This is a genomic window from Chitinophaga sp. Ak27 (assembly GCF_012726295.1).
Taxonomy (GTDB): Bacteria; Bacteroidota; Bacteroidia; order Chitinophagales; family Chitinophagaceae; genus Chitinophaga.
Window position 1 is genome coordinate 12,609 of sequence record NZ_JABAOB010000007.1, and the last position, 17,049, is coordinate 29,657.

A 17,049-nucleotide genomic window follows, 5' to 3' on the forward strand; every position below is an offset into this window, starting at 1 on the left:
CGGCTGATCATGAAAAAAGATAATCCGCTTCGGCAAACATTGACCCTGGTAAAAAAAGACCTTACGCTGGAACTGCGCCAGCAATATGCTTTTTATGGGGTACTGCTCTATATTGTGGCTACGGTTTTCGTTATCAACCTAATGATGGGAAGACCGGACGATAAGGTATGGAACGCCCTTTTCTGGGTGATACAGCTGTTTGTAGCGGTAAATGCGGTGGCCAAGAGCTTTATGCAGGAAAATCGGGGACGCCTGTTGTATTTCTATTCTATCGTCAATTCCCGGGTGTTTATTGCGGCCAAATTAATTTACAATATCATACTCATGGCGCTGATGAGCGTTATTGCCCTGGTGTGCAGCGTGGCTTTCCTGGGCAATCCTATTCTCCACCCGGCCTATTTTATTGGCATGGTGTTACTGGGAGGCACCAGTTTGTCCCTGTTGTTTACCATGCTGGCGGCTATAGCGGCTCAGGCTAACCATAACGCCGCCCTGATGGCAGTGATGGGATTCCCACTGATCATGCCGGTGCTGATGCTGCTGGCCAATATCTCCCTATCGGCCTTTGTAACGGTGTACCAGCCCGAACTACCCAAAATGTTCCTCCTGCTGGGAGGGATGGATATCCTCGTAATTGCCCTGACAATGATACTTTTCCCCTTTTTGTGGAAAGACTGATATTAGAAATATCAAAGAAAAGGCTCACTTCTGTAAACGATATTTAACAGGGATTTACTGCTGTTGGATAAACTTAAAATCCCCGAAAATCTTTGTGATTAGGTTTAAAACGTGTAGGTTTGCCAGCGGAATATAGCTATTAGAAAATGGCCAAACACTGGTGGAAAGCATTAGCGATACTGCTTCTTTTATATGTAATTATCGCCGGGTTCACTGTTGAAATACCTATCATAGGAACCAACGGACAGTCATCCAGAGGATTGTTCTTTCATGTACCGATGTGGATATGTATGTATACCATGTTCACCATCTCGATTGTCTACTCACTTCTCTATCTCTCCAAATACGATTTGAAAAAAGATGTGATTGCCGCCGCGGCTGCGGGAGTAGGCTCTTTTTTTGGCGTAATGGGATTTGCCACAGGTTCTCTCTGGGCTACCTATACCTGGGGAGGAACGCTCACCGACGATCCCAAGCAAATGTGTACGGCCATTGCCATATTAATTTACCTCGCCTACCTGGTATTGCGCCTCTCGATCCATGATCTCGACAAACGGGCACGTATATCCGCAGTTTATAACATTTTTGCTTATGCCCTGCTGATACCGCTCACCTATATCATCCCGCGCATGGTGGACTCACTGCACCCGGGCAGCGCTACTACTCCAGGCTTCGCTTCCAAAGATACCAGCGGCTCCATGAAGCAGGTATTGTACCCGGCTTTCATCGGCTGGACCCTGCTGAGCGTTTGGATATTTAGCCTGGTAGTACGTTACAAGAAATTACAGCTTAAAAATATTTTTAAATGATCAACAAAGCGTTTTCATTTTGCCTGACCCTGGCTTTGCTATGCATATCGGTACTGGCAAATGCACAACAGCAGAATACCGAGAAAGGACCCATCAATGAATTCTTCCGCAGCAATGACAAGATATACGTAATTGTGGGCGTTTTAGTGATCATCTTCATTGGAATTGTGTTATTTCTTATCAGACTGGACAGAAAAATAGGCAAGCTGGAAGAAAGGGAAAGAAATAACCCCTGATAGCATAAAATCTAATCGTTATACCAAAACAATAATTTATGTCGCAAGATCAGCATTATAGCTTTTTCCAAAGTGTGGAAAAGAGCTTCGACAAAGCAGCTGCGTTCACCAAATGGGACAAGGGTATCCTGGAGCAGATTAAAGCCTGCAACGCCGTTTACCAGATTAAGTTCCCGGTTCGGATAGGCGATACTGTACAGGTAATTGAAGCTTACCGTGTACAACATTCCCATCATAAACTGCCTTGTAAAGGGGGAATTCGCTTCAGTGATGAGGTGAACCAGGACGAAGTGATGGCGCTGGCATCCCTGATGACCTACAAATGCGCTATTGTAAACGTACCCTTTGGTGGAGCTAAAGGCGGTCTGAAAATCAATCCCCGCAATTATACTCCCTTCCAGCTGGAAGCCATTACCCGTCGCTATACAGCAGAACTGGTAAAGAAAAACTTTATTGGCCCCGGTACAGACGTTCCTGCTCCTGACTATGGTACCGGCGAAAGAGAAATGAGCTGGATCCTGGATACCTACATGAGCCTACGCCCGGGTGAAATTGATGGTTATGGTTGCGTAACCGGTAAGCCCGTATCCCAGGGCGGGGTGCGCGGCCGTACCGAAGCTACCGGCTTAGGCGTATTTTACGGTTTACGTGAGCTGTGCAATATCAAGGAAGATATGGACCGTTTGGGCCTCACTACCGGTATCGAAGGCAAACGTGTGATTGTTCAGGGGATGGGTAACGTAGGTTACCACGCCGCCAAATACTTCCACGAAGCAGGAGCTAAAGTGGTATGTCTCATCGAGTGGGACGGCGCTATCTTCAACGAACAGGGCATGAATCCTGATGAAGTACTGATGCATAAGAAAGCCACCGGCTCTATCGTCAACTTCCCAGGTGCTACCAATCTTAATAAAAATACTGATGGCCTGGAGCTGGATTGCGAAATCCTGATCCCTGCAGCATTGGAAAACGTAATCGACAAACATAACGCACCTAACGTTAAAGCCAAGATCATTGGCGAAGCCGCCAATGGCCCTTTAACACCGGAAGCAGATGAAATCCTGAATAAGAAAGGCGTGATCGTGGTACCTGATATGTTCCTGAACGCCGGCGGGGTAACCGTTTCTTATTTCGAATGGTTGAAAAACCTCAGCCACGTACGTTATGGCCGTTTGGGCAAACGCTTCGATGAAAATATGAACATTCATATCCTGCAAACAATTGAAGACCTGACCGGTAAGAAAGTATCTGATAACGAGAGAAAATTCATTGCTCATGGAGCAGATGAGGTAGACCTGGTATACTCCGGTCTGGAAGAAACCATGCATGCCGCCCTTCATGAAGTACGGGATGTAATGATGTCTAATCCACAGATACATGACATGCGTACGGCTGCTTATGTAGTAGCAATCAACAAAGTAGGCGCTGCTTACGAGCAACTGGGTATTTTCCCGTGATGCACGATGATAGATAAATTTTATAGCCCCTGCGCCGACGGCGTAGGGGCTTTTTTATGCAAATGGAGGTAAAACGGAAAGGAAGTTCCATTGTTGTTCCCGGGCCATATACTTGCCACAGAAGGTATGGATGCCATTGGTAATCACCAGGTAAGTAGCCGGGATCACCATATTATAACGGATCACCTGTTGCATGGCTTGCTCAGTAAGCGGCACGTTCATCTCCTTGCATTCTACCAGCATCCAGGGTTGTGTTGCACGATTGTAGATCACGATATCATACCGCTTTTTCATCTCTCCCAGGTATATTTCTTTTTCAATACCTATGAGCGCAGCCGGGTATCCCATCACTTTTACCAGGTAGTTCAGGAAATTTTGCCTGACCCATTCTTCCGGCGTGAGCACCACGTATTTCTTGCGGAAGCGGTCGAAAATCATTTCTTTATTACCTTCTTTCGTGATCTTAAAATCCGGTGGGGGGAAGCTAATCGCAATCAAAATACAACAGGTTTTAATGTGGATACGAAGATAGTTACATTAGGATAATATTGCCGTTAGCGAACAAAACGTTACATTTGCTTGTCAAAAGGCTATGAAGACAAAAGAAGAAATTGTAGCTAATTGGCTGCCTCGCTACACCGGTGAGAAACTGGACCGTTTCGGATCTCATATTCTCCTCACCAATTTCAGTAATTATGTAACCATGTTTGCCGAATGGAATAATGTGGAAATCATTGGCCACGGTAAACCTATGCAATGCGCTACAGCTGGCGATATCACCATTATCAACTTCGGTATGGGAAGCCCGGGTGCTGCTACCGTGATGGACCTGTTATCCGCCATCTCTCCCAAAGCCGTATTATTCCTGGGAAAATGTGGAGGACTGAAAAAGAAAAATAATATCGGAGACCTTATATTGCCCATAGCGGCTATACGGGGAGAAGGTACCAGCAATGACTATTTCCCACCCGAAGTACCGGCGCTGCCTGCGTTTGCATTGCAAAAAGCTATTTCCACCACTATCCGTGATTCCGGCTTCGACTATTGGACAGGTACCTGTTATACCACCAACCGCCGGGTATGGGAACATGATATTGACTTTAAGCACTACCTGGAAAGGGTGAGAGCCATGGCGGTAGATATGGAAACAGCCACTATCTTTTCGGTTGGGTTCTATAACAAAATTCCTACGGGCGCTTTATTGCTGGTATCTGATCAACCTATGGTGCCAGAAGGAGTAAAAACGGAAGAAAGCGACAAAAAGGTAACAACGCATTTCGTAGAACGTCATCTTAAAGTAGGAATAGACTCCTTACAGAAACTGATTGACAGTCACCAAACTGTGAAGCACCTGCGTTTTTAGGATTGTTTGTATCTTCCGGGTATGCTTTCCACTCGGGTAGAGATACAGGACCTTGCGGTCACTTTCCGGTCAGGTGAAACCACCACAAAGGCTGTTAACCATATTTCCCTTTCTATAGGCAAGGGAGAAATTGTAGGCGTAGTAGGAGAATCCGGCTCCGGAAAATCTGTTACCGCCCTGTCGCTCATGCGGCTGATCGACTTGCCAGGCGCTGATTCCGGCGGACAAATACTTTACCAGCCCGGTTCAGCACAGCCGGTAAATTTGCTGGCATTGCCCGAAAAGGCGATGCGCAGCTACCGGGGCAACGAAATAGCCATGATCTTCCAGGAGCCCATGACGGCCCTGAACCCGCTGCATACCTGTGGCCAACAGGTGGCCGAAGCCATCCGGCTGCACACGGCCGTGAACCTGTCAACGGCCAGAGAGCAGGTGAAGTCCCTGTTTGAAAAAGTAAAACTGCCCGACCCGGCAGGTATCATGCAGCGTTATCCCCATGAACTTTCTGGCGGACAAAAACAACGCGTCATGATTGCCATGGCCATTTCCTGCCATCCCAGGCTGCTCCTCGCCGATGAACCCACTACCGCTTTAGACGTCACCGTTCAGAAAGCTATCCTCGAACTGCTCCGCGACCTGCAACAGCAGATGGATATGAGCGTTATTTTTATTACCCACGACCTCGGCGTAGTGGCCGAACTGGCCAACCGGGTAGTGGTGATGTATAAAGGCAATATTGTAGAGCAGGGAGATGTGGCTACCGTATTCCGGCAGCCGCAACACCCCTATACTAAAGGGTTGCTGGCCTGCCGCCCCCCACTGGATAAACGTTTGGTGCGATTGCCCGTTATCCGCGACTTTATGGAAACTGACTCACAGGGACAGATACACGAAAAAAACGAAGCTATCCGGGCAGTGCTGGATGCCCTGGTAATCCCGGAAGCCGATATCAGGCGCAGGAAACAGCAGCTGGCCGCTGCTGCACCATTACTTGAAGTAGAGGGATTAAAGACCTGGTTTCCTGTAAAGAGAAGTATAACCGGTAAAGTACTGCAATGGGCGAAGGCCGTAGACGACGTGAGTTTCCGGGTGAAGACCGGTGAAACAATGGGGTTGGTGGGAGAATCGGGCTGCGGTAAAACAACGTTGGGTAGATCTTTGTTAAGACTGATACCCCCTACAGCTGGGAGTATTTATTATAAAGGACAGGACATTATGAGTTTGTCGGCCGCCGGCATGCGTGGCTTACGCAAGGATATGCAGCTGATTTTCCAGGATCCCTATGCATCGCTGAATCCACGCAGGACCATTGGCGCCGCCATCCTGGAGCCTATGCAGGTGCATGGTCTGCATGGATCGGAGCACAGTCAGCGGGAGCGGGTCATGGAATTGCTGGAGAAAGTAAACCTGCAGCCGGAGCATTTCAACCGGTATCCGCATGAGTTTTCTGGCGGGCAACGGCAGCGGGTAGTCATTGCACGGGCACTGGCGGTGGATCCTTCTTTTATTATCTGTGATGAATCGGTGGCAGCGCTGGACGTAAGTATACAGGCCCAGGTGTTGAATTTGCTGATCCGTTTACGGGAAGAGTTGGGCTTTACCTGTATTTTTATTTCGCACGATTTATCGGTGGTGCGGTTTATCAGCGACCGGATGATGGTGATGCAGAAGGGAAAAATTGTAGAGCAGGGGGCAGCCGATGCCGTTTACAACCACCCGCAAAATGCTTATACCCAACAACTGATTGCAGCTATTCCTAAGGGAATATAATATATAAATTACTGATTATTATTTATTTTATATCATTTTTTGATGAAATAGATTATAATTGGTACCTTCGCACCTCTAAAATTTATTCATACCGTAATATGAAACTATCACAGTTCAAATTCGATCTTCCTTTAAATCTGATCGCACAGCACCCTACCAAGACAAGAGATGAATCACGTTTAATGGTGGTACATCGTAATACCGGAAAAATTGAGCACAAAGTATTCAAGGACATCCTCGGTTATTTTAATGACAAGGATGTAATGATTGTGAACAATACCAAGGTATTTCCTGCGAGGTTGTATGGCCGTAAAGAAAAGACAGGAGCAAAAATTGAGGTATTCCTGTTGCGTGAGCTGAACAAGCAAAACCGTTTGTGGGATGTAATTGTTGACCCTGCCCGTAAAATCCGTGTAGGCAACAAGTTGTATTTTGGCGATGATGAAACGCTGGTGGCAGAAGTCATTGATAACACCACCTCCAGGGGCCGTACTATTCGTTTCTTATTTGAAGGCAATGATGAAGAATTCAAGCAGGTATTAGACCAGCTGGGAGAAACGCCTTTGCCTAAATATATTAAGCGTAAACCGGAAGATGAAGACAAGGAACGTTATCAGACCGTGTATGCCAAGTACGAAGGTGCGGTAGCTGCACCTACTGCGGGGCTGCACTTTAGCCGTGAGTTGATCAAGCGTTTGGAAATCAAAGGAGTGAAGTTTGCAGAAGTAACGCTGCATACAGGTTTGGGAACTTTCCGTCCTATCGAGGTAGAAGACCTGAGCAAGCATAAGATGGATGCAGAGTACTTCCTGATCGAAGAACATGCCGTGAAAGTGGTAAATAAAGCAAAAGAAGAAAACCGCAAGATCTGCGCCATTGGTACTACTTCCGTACGTGCCGTGGAATCTTCTGTTACTGCGCAAAACCACCTGAAGGCTGCGGAAGGATGGACTAATACCTTTATTCATCCGCCTTACGACTTTGCTATTCCAAATGCAATGGTCACCAACTTCCACCTGCCTAAGACCAGCCTGTTGATTATGACCTGCGCTTTTGCAGGATATGATCTGATCATGGAGGCTTACCAGCAGGCCATCAAAGAAAAATACCGTTTCTTCAGCTATGGCGATGCCATGCTGATCATCTAATTACAAAGTATTTCCGGGGATTATCTTATTCAGCGTACTGGGTAAGGTAATCCCTGACTTTTTGTATGGAATATAAAAAAGTGGCGATCATCGTTGCCGGAGGTTCCGGTACCCGTATGCAAAGTGCTGTGCCCAAACAGTTCCTGGAGCTTGCGGGAAAGCCCGTCCTATACCACACCATTGCTGCTTTTGCCGCTGCCTATACCGATATGGAAATCGTATTGGTATTGCCGGAAGCACATTTCTCTTTTGCGAATCAATTACTACAGGCATTTGATCCCTTACCAGCTGTCACTATAGTAAAGGGAGGAGAAACCCGTTTTCATTCTGTTAAGAATGGATTACAATTGGTAAATAGTCCTTCGGTGGTGTTTGTACATGATGGCGTACGACCACTGGTGTCTACTGCGTTGATTCGTGCCTGTTATGAGGCTGCCTTAAATCATGGTACTGCTATTCCGGTGGTAGATATGAAAGATAGTATCCGGGAGATCCGGGCAGGTAATAATGCGGCGGTAGACCGCGATCGTTTTAAAATTATTCAGACCCCACAAACCTTTCTTTCTCACCTGATTTTGCCCGCATTTGAGTTACCTTATGATCCGTTGTTTACAGATGAAGCAACGGTAGTAGAACGTTTGGGGCACCCGGTGCATCTGCTGCCCGGAGAAGAATCCAATATCAAGATTACCAAACCATTGGACCTGACTATTGCAGAAGCCCTGTTAAAGGAGCGGCATTAAATTAAACAGCAGTGGTTTTAGTAAGGGCTTTTAAACCCCGCTGCCGCTGCTTTTGAAGTATCTGCATAGAGCACGGCAACAACAATTTGCCGGTTGGTGAGCGTATCGCATTTGGTGATGTTGGCGGCACCGGAAAAAATCTCACCCTGTATACTCAGGTATTCATAGCGTATACTTTGTTTGGAAAGCCAGGTGGCTACGGTGTCTTGTTTGGTAGTGAGGGCAGGGCCCCAGGGGTTATTGCATAATGTTTCATAGTAAAACATTGGCTTGGAAATGCTGGGGGGAGGATCTTTAAAGCAGGCCGTCATTGCTAAAGCCACTGTCAGTACAGGAAGAATACGTTTCATACAAGTTGGTTGTGGTATGAAAACGGACTGACAGCGGCTTTTGTTACAGTAGTTAATTATTTAGCGGCGGCTGTTTCAGACAGGCCTTTATTTATTTTTTGCAGGATCTGGTGTGCCACATCCAGCGCCTGGAGGCCATCGATCGCGTTTACGGCTACCGGTTTGTTGTGCAGGATGCTATCGCGGAACATTTCCAATTCCATGCGGATGGCATTGGATTGTTTGATTTGTGGATTGTCGATGGCAATGGTTTTTTTACCGCTGTTGGTTTCGATATCCAGGGTAAATAGGCCTTCGTCTTCCGGTGTTTTCAGTTTGATAATTTCTGTTTTCTTGTCGAGGAAGTCAATGCCGATATAGGCATCTTTCTGGAACAGGCGCATTTTGCGCATTTTCTTCAGGGAAATGCGGCTGGAGGTGAGGTTGGCTACGCAGCCGTTATGAAATTCTATGCGTACGTTGGCAATATCCGGGGTGTCGCTCATAACGGCAACGCCACTGGCGGAAATGCGGCTTACGGTAGATTTTACGATGCTGAGTACGATGTCGATATCATGGATCATCAGGTCGAGGATTACGCTGACATCCGTACCGCGGGGATTGAATTCTGCCAGGCGATGCACTTCAATGAACATGGGTTTCAGGTCATATCCTTTGAGGGCGAGATAGGCAGGGTTGAAGCGTTCCACATGTCCTACCTGGAATTTGATGTTGGCTTCATCCACCAGTTTTACCAGTGTTTTGGCCTCTTCCATGGTGTTGGTCATGGGTTTTTCCACGAAGATGTGTTTACCATTGCGGATGGCGAGTTCGCATAATTTGAAGTGCAGCGTGGTAGGGGCCACGATATCGATGGCGTCTACCTGCTGAATCAATTCTTCCGCCAGGGTAAAGCGTGGGATGTTATATTGCTCGATGATGCTGGCCGCATTTGCATTGTTGGGATCGTAGAAGCCTACCACTTCTACATCTTTCATAGTGGCCAGTTGAGAGAGGTGTATTTTACCTAAATGTCCTACGCCGAAGAGTCCTATTTTGAGCATATGGAAAATGAATAAATATGTGCGAAAGTAATCAAATATCATCATCTCAGATCATTCCTTCTTCCGCGAGACTGTAGTAGCCGGTTTCCGATACGATGATATGGTCGAGTACGGCGATATCAAACAGAAGGCCCAGGTCTTTTATTTTATGGGTAATGCGGATATCGGCCTGGCTGGGACGCAGGCTACCGGAAGGATGGTTATGGCAAAGCAATAGTTTGGTAGCCCCGGCATAGAGGGCTTCCCGGAAGATGAGCCTGGGATCTACTACCGTGCTGGTCATTCCGCCGCTGCTGATACAGCGGTAGCGGAGTACTTTATTAGCATGGTTCAGGAACATAACATAGAAGGATTCAAAGGGCTGATCGGCAAGCAATGGCTTAAAGAAAAGGGCGGCTTCTGTGCCGTTGCCAATCACGGTTTTTTTGTCGATGGCGCCTGCCTGTCGTCTGCGGGCCAATTCCATGGCAGCCAGTACGGTAGTGGCTTTGGCTTCTCCCATACCTGGCAGCTGTTGTAATTGCCCGATATTCATTTTCCCCAGTTCTGCCAAGTTATTATTGGCCAGGCGAAGAATTTCCTTAGCCAGTTCTATGGCCGACTTTCCTTTATATCCAGTATGTAATAGGATGGCTAACAGTTCCGCATCGCTGAGGGCGGTGGGGCCAAGCTGACTGAATTTTTCGCGGGGTTTTTCATCTTCCGGCCAATCACGTATGGCCAGGCGGGGAGCCGGTTTAAGGTCAACAAACATGGTAATCTCTCTTTATCCAAAGATACTTTATCTCTCCCGGAATCTCCCCGCTTTCTCCACATTTTTCTCTTCCTTTTTCATACGATCGTTATAAAATTGTTATATTGAGTACCGATCGTTATGGGAATTTTTCGGGACGAAATACCTTTCAGTGTTTGTTGTTAATGCGGTGTTTATAGTTGTTTAATAATAACTATATATTATGTATTTGAAAAAAAATCAGGCTGGTACTCCCAAAAAACCATAGTTTTGCAACCTCTTTTCCACTAGTATCTAGTATGCAACCTTCAGTAAAAATTTTCACAGGCAACAGTAATCCTGCATTGGCCGAGAAAATTGCCAAAAAATATGGCAAGGGTCTTAATGGCGGTCTTGGCAAAGTAAAAATTCAGAAATTCAGTGATGGTGAGATCCAGCCTGTGTTCCTGGAAAGTATCCGTGGCGACTATGTTTTTCTTATCCAGGGCACCAGTGCGCCGTCAGACAACCTGCTGGAGCTATTGTTAATGATAGACGCCGCTAAACGGGCATCTGCAGGCTATATTACCGCTGTAATACCTTATTTCGGATACGCCCGTCAGGATAGAAAGGATAAGCCCAGGGTGGCAATCGGGTCTAAACTGATGGCCAATCTACTTACTTCCGCAGGGGCCAACAGGGTGATAACCATGGACTTACACGCTCCTCAGATCCAGGGATTCTTTGATATCCCGGTAGACCACCTGGATAGTTCCGCTATTTTTATTCCCTATATAGAGAATTTAAGGTTAGAAAACCTTACCTTTGCGTCCCCTGACGTAGGTAGCACCAATAGGGTGCGTGAAGTAGCGTCTTACTTTAATGCTGAAATGGTGATTTGCGATAAACATCGTAAACGTGCCAATGAAATAGCATCCATGGTAGTGATCGGAGAGGTGAAAGACAGGGACATTGTGCTCATTGACGATATCTGTGATACAGCAGGAACACTGTCTAAAGCGGCCAACCTGTTAAAGGAAAAAGGCGCCAGAAGTGTCCGTGCATTTTGTACACACCCGGTATTCAGCGGGAATGCGTACGAAAACATCATGAATTCAGTACTGGAAGAAATCGTAGTATGCGATACTATTCCTATCAAGCCACAAGCGCCGGGTTCCAAGATTAAAGTGATTTCTGTGGCCGAGCTGTTTGCGGTAGCTATCCGTAATATGCACGAAAACAAGTCTATCACCAGCTTGTTTATACACAGTCATCGCCGGGGCGAATAACAAGTATTTTAATTACCAATATAAAATTGTCTAAACAATGAAAACAATAACCATCGAAGGACAACTCAGGAGCGAATTCGGCAAAAAAGCCACCCGCCAGATCCGTTCTGAGGAAAAAGTGCCTTGCGTTATTTACGGGGGTGCAGAAACTGTTAATTTTTCAGCTCCTGCAAAAGCATTCAAAAACCTGGTGTACACTGCTGATTTTCAGATCGCAGAAGTTAAACTGGGCGCTAAAACTTACAGATGTGTATTAAAAGATCTGCAGTTTGACGTAGTAACTGACGAACTGGCTCACATCGATTTCATGGAGCTGGTAGAAGACAAAGCGGTAGCAGTAACCCTGCCTATCAAACTGGTTGGTCAGTCTGTAGGTGTTAAAGCCGGTGGTAAACTGGTGAGCAAACTGAAAGCGCTGAAAGTAAAAGCATTACCTAAGCACCTGGTTGAAAATATCGAAGTTAACATCGATAACCTGGAACTGAATGCTAACATCCGTGTAGAAGATGTGAAAATCGATGGTATCGAAATCACTAACTCTCCGCGTATTCCTATCGCTTCTGTGGTTATGACCCGTCAGCTGCGCCAGGAAGAAGCTACTGCTGAAAAAGACGCTAAAAAGAAATAATCTTTTAGAAATATTTTTCCAAAAAGCCTCTCTACTTTTAGAGGGGCTTTTTAATTTTAGATTTTTCAGGTTATGAAATATTTAATAGCCGGATTGGGCAACATTGGGGAAGAATATAAGCATACCCGCCATAACATCGGTTTTGATGTGGCTGATGCCTTTGCAGCCAAGCACCAGGCAAGTTTCCGGAACGACCGGCTGGCCGATGTTGCTGAATGTAAATGGAAAGGGAAAACGTTTATTGTCATTAAACCCACTACCTACATGAATCTTAGTGGGAGAGCCATTAAGTACTGGCTCGACAAGGAAAAGATTCCGGTAGAAAACCTGCTGGTGATCCTCGATGACCTCGCCCTTCCCATTGAATCGATACGGTTACGCCCGGGAGGCAGCGATGCCGGGCATAACGGGCTAAAAAGTATACAGGAGTCGCTGGGCACCAACCAATATCCCCGGCTGCGCTTTGGTGTGGGCAAGGACTACCCCAAAGGACGACAGGTGGAATTTGTGTTGAGCAAATGGAAAAAAACGGAAGAGCCCGTTGTGCAGGAAAAAATTAACAAAAGCACGGAAATTATTGAGAGTTTTGCCAGCATCGGCATTGCCCGTACTATGAATGACGCCAACAAACTCACGTTTCTGCTGTAAATGAATCGTATAGCGGATACCTCGCTGTTTTTCTTATCTTTAAAAACAAACGCATTATGAAAATTATTTGCGTAGGCAGGAATTATGCCGACCATGCCAAAGAATTAAAGAATGAAGTGCCCTCAGAGCCGGTATTGTTCATGAAACCCAAGAGTGCACTGCTTCAGAATGGCCACCCGTTTTATTACCCCGAATTTACCAGCAACCTGCACTATGAATGTGAACTGGTATTGAAAGTGAGCAAGAACGGGAAACATATACAGGAAAAGTTTGCCGATAAATATTACGATCAGATTTCTGTAGGAATCGATTTTACTGCGAGAGATCTGCAGGATAAACAAAAAGCCAAAGGCTTACCCTGGGAAATTGCCAAATCTTTCGACAATTCAGCCCTGGTAGGCAATTTCATTCCCATTACCCCGGAAATGGATAAGAAAGATATTAATTTCTGTTTGTACAAAAACAAGGCCCTTGCCCAGGCCGGCAACACGAAAGACCTGCTGTTTTCTTTCGATTTCCTCCTGGCCTATATTTCCCGCTTTTTTACACTCAATATCGGGGATCTGATCTTTACGGGCACTCCCGCCGGCGTAGGACCCGCCGAAATCGGGGATAGTTTTGAAGCATTTATTGAAAATGATAGCCTGTTGGAGTTTAATGTGAGATAAGCAGAAAGCCGAAAGCCGAAAGCAAAAAGCTATTGTGGAGAAGGCCTAGCGAGTATTTAAAATTCGCTTTAATCATTCTCCACAATAGCTTTTTGCTTTCGGCTTTCCGCTTTCTAGGACGGAATATTCGCATAAATGGTATCCAGTATTCTCGTTAACTCTGCATAATCGGCCTCTGTGAGCGTTTTCCAGCCAATTTTGCGCATGTCATACACGAGCGATTTTACGTCTTTGTATTTATCCACACCCGCCGGGGTAAGCTGCAGGTATACTTTGCGGCGATCCTGGGCATCCGCCTCCCGCTTTACCAATCCCTTCTTTACCAATAATTCTATAATACGGGAAATAGTTGTAATGTCCTTCGAGGTATTACGGGCCAGCTCGTTATGGGTGGTTTTTTTGTGCTTGTAAAGATTCTCTATTAACAACCATTGGTCCACTGTAATGTCCTTCTGCTCGGCGTCGAACTTTTTTTGCCAATAGTTGCGCAATTTTTTGAGCGTAGCATCCAACTTAAAAAAAGATGGATTACTGACGAAAGTATCAGTCATATTAGTTAATTTGCATTAGCAACTGTTGCTATGGCAACTATTGTTTTTAGATTACCGTCATCACCAAAACAGTCTTATTGTGTTTAAAGATAGCACAAGCGTTTCAACTTTAAAAACGCCCACATCCGATCCGGGTGGTCACCAGGGCGAAATGGCTGATTTACTGACAGCGTGGAGATTGATGTGTGAGGCCGGTTCCATGGCCGCCATTTATGAAAACAACAGGAATATCTGCCGGTATGTACACTCTACCTCCCGGGGGCATGAGGCCATACAAATAGCCACAGGCCTGCAACTGCAGCCGTGGGATTTTGTAAGTCCCTATTACCGCGATGAAAGTATGTTGCTCGCCATAGGCTTCTCGCCCTACGAGTTAATGCTGCAGTTGCTTGCCAAAGCTGACGACCCTTTCTCCGGGGGGCGATCTTATTACAGCCACCCTAACAGCCGCAGAACAGACCGACCGCAAATTCCTCATCAAAGCAGTGCCACCGGCATGCAGGTGATTCCTACTACCGGCATAGCACAGGGCATTCAATACCTGGAACAGATCCATTCCAACCTGTTGCGTACCGGTCCTGCGGGTGAATTACCGGTGGTCATTTGCTCCCTGGGCGACGGCAGCGTGACCGAAGGAGAGGTGGCGGAAGCCTTCCAGTTTGCCGTTTTAAAACAACTGCCGGTTATCTACCTGGTACAGGACAACGATTGGGGAATTTCCGCTACTTCTGCAGAAGTCCGTACCATGGACGCCTACGAGTATGCTGCCGGCTTTAAAGGGTTAGAGCGTATGCAGGTAGATGGCAGCGATTTTACTGCCAGCTATGCCGCCATGGAAGCTGCCATCGGTTACGTACGCCACGAACGTAAACCGATCCTCGTACACGCTACCGTACCGCTGCTCGGACATCATACCTCCGGGGTAAGAAAAGAGTGGTACCGGACGCCAGAGGACCTGGCGAAACATGCTGCCAACGACCCGTTACCGAAACTCCGTGCATTACTGGAAAAACGCGGAGTTGCCGCCGCTGTACTCGACCAGGTGGCGGCCACCGCGGCAGCTGATATACAAGCCGCTTTTGATAAAGCGGTAGCAGCTTCCGAACCCCTACCGGGTACCGTTACCGAACACATATTTGCGCCTGCCGCCGTTACCGAAGAAAAAGGGGAGCGTAGTCCCGCCGGAAAGCAGAAGGTAGTGATGGTAGATGCTGCCCTGCATGCTGTAGAAGAAATTATGTCGGCACACCCCGAAGCCATATTTTTTGGCCAGGACGTAGGCCGCCGCCTCGGCGGCGTATTCCGCGAAGCGGCTACCCTCGGTGATAAATTTGGTATACACCGCGTATATAACACCGCTATACAGGAAGCGTATATTATAGGCGCCACCGCAGGGCTATCTGCCGTAGGCGTAAAACCCATAGTGGAAGTGCAGTTCGCGGATTATATCTATCCCGGATTTAACCAGCTGGTAACGGAAATCTCTAAATCCTGTTACCTCACCAACGGAAAATACCCGGTACAAACCCTTATCCGTGTGCCTATTGGCGCCTACGGCGGAGGCGGACCTTATCATTCCGGCAGCGTGGAATCAACACTGTTGAGCATAAAAGGCATCAAAGTAGTGTACCCGTCTAACGCTGCTGATATGAAGGGCCTGATGAAAGCAGCCTTCCTGGATCCCAATCCAGTAGTGATGCTGGAGCATAAAGGGCTCTACTGGAGCAAGGTGCCAGGTACCCTGGAAGCAATGACCGTGGAGCCGGCCGCCGATTATGTACTGCCATTGGGCAAAGGAGCGGTGGTACAACACGCGCATCCGAATGACGTGGCAAACGGTAATACGCTCTGCATCATTACCTACGGAATGGGCGTGTATTGGGCCAAGGCTGCCGCCAAAGACTGGCCCGGACAAGTAACTATTATCGATCTGCGCACACTGTTCCCACTGGATGAAGCGCTGGTATATGGGATGGTGCGGCAACATGGCAAATGCCTGATTCTGACAGAAGAACAACTCAATAATTCTTTTGCACAGGCGCTGGCCGGCCGTATTCAACATGCCTGTTTTCAATTCCTGGATGCTCCGGTATTTACCATGGGCGCCCTGGATTTGCCAGCAGTGCCGCTCAATACGGGGCTGGAAGCAGCGATGCTGCCAGGTCCGGAAAAGGTAAGCCAGATGATTCGCCAGCTATTGGCCTATTAAAGTTATCAGTACTTGGATACTCAGGATGGTCTGAGTTGAAAATAGGGTGTATTATTTTTGAAAAAGAAGGATTACCGCAATAGCCGCAGGCGCCGGTTATTTCACTGCTTTAGAAGCAGTACCAAAGGTAAAGCTAACGGCAGCGGTTAAACGTTTCATGGCAATGGCGAGTTGATTTTCTACTGTTTTTACAGAGAGATTCATAACTGCAGCCACCTCTTTATATTTCATGCCGTTTTGTTTAATCAGCGTAAATACCATCTTGCATTTCGGAGGAAGTTGCTGTATAGCGAATTCCATTTTGCGCACCATCTCCGCGGAAATCATCAGCTGTTCGGGATCGCTGCCGAATGCAATATCTATTTTATCTTCCTCCGGAAAAAATACCTGACGGGAAGCCACTTGTTTCCGGTGATGATCAATCGCTTTATTTTTTGCGATCACAAAAAGATATACCTGTGGATTTTTGACGTGTGCGAGGGACGCTCTTTTTTGCCAGCAATGCATAAAAACATCGTTGGTAATTTCTTCAGCAATTTCTTTGGAATGCGTCAGTGTAAATGAAAAGCGGAGTAAGGTCACAAAGAAATGATTGTAGAAAGCCCGGAAGGCTGCCTGATCATTATTCACTGTGATGTTACTAAAAAGCTCATTAATTGTACACTGATCCATTCCTGTTTCCCGCTGATAATGGTTGCAAATTATATAACGTAGATTACGCTAAAGTTAACAAATTAATTTATCTGC

At 46.7% G+C, this 17,049-nt stretch carries 19 protein-coding genes; 13 read left to right on the forward strand and 6 right to left on the reverse strand.

Features of this window, described 5'->3' with window-relative positions; genetic code table 11:
- Positions 1-9 precede the first annotated feature (9 nt).
- The 4 genes from HGH90_RS22065 to HGH90_RS22080 all read left to right on the forward strand — a co-directional run bounded on the left by HGH90_RS22065 (position 10) and on the right by HGH90_RS22080 (position 3,180).
- On the forward strand, positions 10-678 hold the full coding sequence (locus HGH90_RS22065) for a heme exporter protein CcmB (protein WP_168766039.1): 669 nt from the start codon (positions 10-12) through the stop codon (positions 676-678).
- 146 nt (positions 679-824) lie between these two features.
- Entirely contained in the window at positions 825-1,487 is a 663-nt protein-coding gene (gene ccsA, locus HGH90_RS22070) for a cytochrome c biogenesis protein CcsA (RefSeq protein ID WP_145674149.1), read from the forward strand.
- On the forward strand, positions 1,484-1,723 hold the full coding sequence (locus HGH90_RS22075; RefSeq protein ID WP_145674147.1) for a CcmD family protein: 240 nt from the start codon (positions 1,484-1,486) through the stop codon (positions 1,721-1,723). Before ccsA ends, HGH90_RS22075 begins: the two co-directional genes overlap by 4 nt.
- A 38-nt stretch (positions 1,724-1,761) precedes the next feature.
- Positions 1,762-3,180, forward strand: coding sequence for a Glu/Leu/Phe/Val family dehydrogenase (locus HGH90_RS22080; protein WP_168766037.1), 1,419 nt, complete (start codon positions 1,762-1,764; stop codon positions 3,178-3,180).
- Positions 3,181-3,234: 54 nt separating this feature from the next.
- Here the strand turns inward: HGH90_RS22080 and HGH90_RS22085 are convergent, their stop codons facing one another.
- Positions 3,235-3,678 carry a type I restriction enzyme HsdR N-terminal domain-containing protein gene (locus tag HGH90_RS22085; protein WP_169191898.1) on the reverse strand — a complete coding sequence of 148 codons (444 nt, stop codon included), beginning with the start codon at positions 3,676-3,678 and terminating at the stop codon, positions 3,235-3,237.
- A gap of 94 nt (positions 3,679-3,772) precedes the next feature.
- Between HGH90_RS22085 and HGH90_RS22090 the strand changes: the two genes are divergently transcribed.
- The 4 genes from HGH90_RS22090 (at position 3,773) to HGH90_RS22105 (ending at position 8,204) form a co-directional block, all read left to right on the forward strand.
- A complete protein-coding gene (locus HGH90_RS22090; protein ID WP_168766033.1) occupies positions 3,773-4,543 on the forward strand; it encodes an AMP nucleosidase in 771 nt (256 codons plus the stop codon).
- A 21-nt stretch (positions 4,544-4,564) separates the two neighbouring features.
- A complete protein-coding gene (locus HGH90_RS22095) occupies positions 4,565-6,313 on the forward strand; it encodes an ABC transporter ATP-binding protein (protein ID WP_169191899.1) in 1,749 nt (582 codons plus the stop codon).
- Between the two features lie 98 nt (positions 6,314-6,411).
- Positions 6,412-7,461: a tRNA preQ1(34) S-adenosylmethionine ribosyltransferase-isomerase QueA gene (gene queA, locus HGH90_RS22100; RefSeq protein WP_168743034.1), complete on the forward strand. Its 1,050-nt coding sequence runs from the start codon at positions 6,412-6,414 to the stop codon at positions 7,459-7,461.
- A gap of 65 nt (positions 7,462-7,526) precedes the next feature.
- Positions 7,527-8,204, forward strand: a complete 678-nt coding sequence (locus tag HGH90_RS22105) for a 2-C-methyl-D-erythritol 4-phosphate cytidylyltransferase (RefSeq protein WP_168766029.1) — start codon at positions 7,527-7,529, stop codon at positions 8,202-8,204.
- A gap of 17 nt (positions 8,205-8,221) precedes the next feature.
- On the opposite strand, the gene HGH90_RS22110 is transcribed toward HGH90_RS22105, so the two are convergent.
- Genes HGH90_RS22110 through radC form a run of 3 tightly spaced genes read right to left on the reverse strand, consistent with a single transcriptional unit; the run spans position 8,222 to position 10,351 of the window.
- Complete coding sequence (locus HGH90_RS22110; protein WP_169191900.1) at positions 8,222-8,554, reverse strand: hypothetical protein; 333 nt, start codon at positions 8,552-8,554, stop codon at positions 8,222-8,224.
- Positions 8,555-8,610: 56 nt separating this feature from the next.
- Positions 8,611-9,597 carry a Gfo/Idh/MocA family protein gene (locus tag HGH90_RS22115; protein WP_145674133.1) on the reverse strand — a complete coding sequence of 329 codons (987 nt, stop codon included), beginning with the start codon at positions 9,595-9,597 and terminating at the stop codon, positions 8,611-8,613.
- 46 nt (positions 9,598-9,643) lie between these two features.
- Positions 9,644-10,351: a RadC family protein gene (gene radC, locus HGH90_RS22120; protein ID WP_169191901.1), complete on the reverse strand. Its 708-nt coding sequence runs from the start codon at positions 10,349-10,351 to the stop codon at positions 9,644-9,646.
- Positions 10,352-10,629: 278 nt separating this feature from the next.
- On the opposite strand from radC, the gene HGH90_RS22125 reads away from it, so the two are divergent.
- The 4 genes from HGH90_RS22125 to HGH90_RS22140 all read left to right on the forward strand — a co-directional run bounded on the left by HGH90_RS22125 (position 10,630) and on the right by HGH90_RS22140 (position 13,542).
- Positions 10,630-11,598, forward strand: coding sequence for a ribose-phosphate pyrophosphokinase (locus HGH90_RS22125; RefSeq protein WP_145674118.1), 969 nt, complete (start codon positions 10,630-10,632; stop codon positions 11,596-11,598).
- A 37-nt stretch (positions 11,599-11,635) separates the two neighbouring features.
- Positions 11,636-12,226 carry a 50S ribosomal protein L25 gene (locus HGH90_RS22130; protein WP_168766025.1) on the forward strand — a complete coding sequence of 197 codons (591 nt, stop codon included), beginning with the start codon at positions 11,636-11,638 and terminating at the stop codon, positions 12,224-12,226.
- 72 nt (positions 12,227-12,298) lie between these two features.
- Positions 12,299-12,874 (forward strand): aminoacyl-tRNA hydrolase, encoded by a 576-nt coding sequence (gene pth / locus HGH90_RS22135; protein ID WP_168766024.1) that lies wholly within the window; start codon positions 12,299-12,301, stop codon positions 12,872-12,874.
- A 56-nt stretch (positions 12,875-12,930) separates the two neighbouring features.
- Positions 12,931-13,542, forward strand: a complete 612-nt coding sequence (locus HGH90_RS22140) for a fumarylacetoacetate hydrolase family protein (protein WP_168766022.1) — start codon at positions 12,931-12,933, stop codon at positions 13,540-13,542.
- 113 nt (positions 13,543-13,655) lie between these two features.
- Here HGH90_RS22140 and HGH90_RS22145 read toward each other — a convergent pair whose 3' ends face one another.
- A complete protein-coding gene (locus tag HGH90_RS22145; RefSeq protein ID WP_168743042.1) occupies positions 13,656-14,093 on the reverse strand; it encodes a MarR family winged helix-turn-helix transcriptional regulator in 438 nt (145 codons plus the stop codon).
- Between the two features lie 79 nt (positions 14,094-14,172).
- Between HGH90_RS22145 and HGH90_RS22150 the strand changes: the two genes are divergently transcribed.
- Positions 14,173-16,302 (forward strand): thiamine pyrophosphate-dependent enzyme, encoded by a 2,130-nt coding sequence (locus HGH90_RS22150; RefSeq protein ID WP_317166169.1) that lies wholly within the window; start codon positions 14,173-14,175, stop codon positions 16,300-16,302.
- Positions 16,303-16,398: 96 nt separating this feature from the next.
- Here HGH90_RS22150 and HGH90_RS22155 read toward each other — a convergent pair whose 3' ends face one another.
- The gene (locus HGH90_RS22155) at positions 16,399-16,974 is read right to left on the reverse strand and encodes an RNA polymerase sigma factor (RefSeq protein WP_168766020.1); all 576 of its coding nucleotides are present in this window, start codon (positions 16,972-16,974) and stop codon (positions 16,399-16,401) included.
- Between the last annotated feature and the right edge of the window lie 75 nt (positions 16,975-17,049).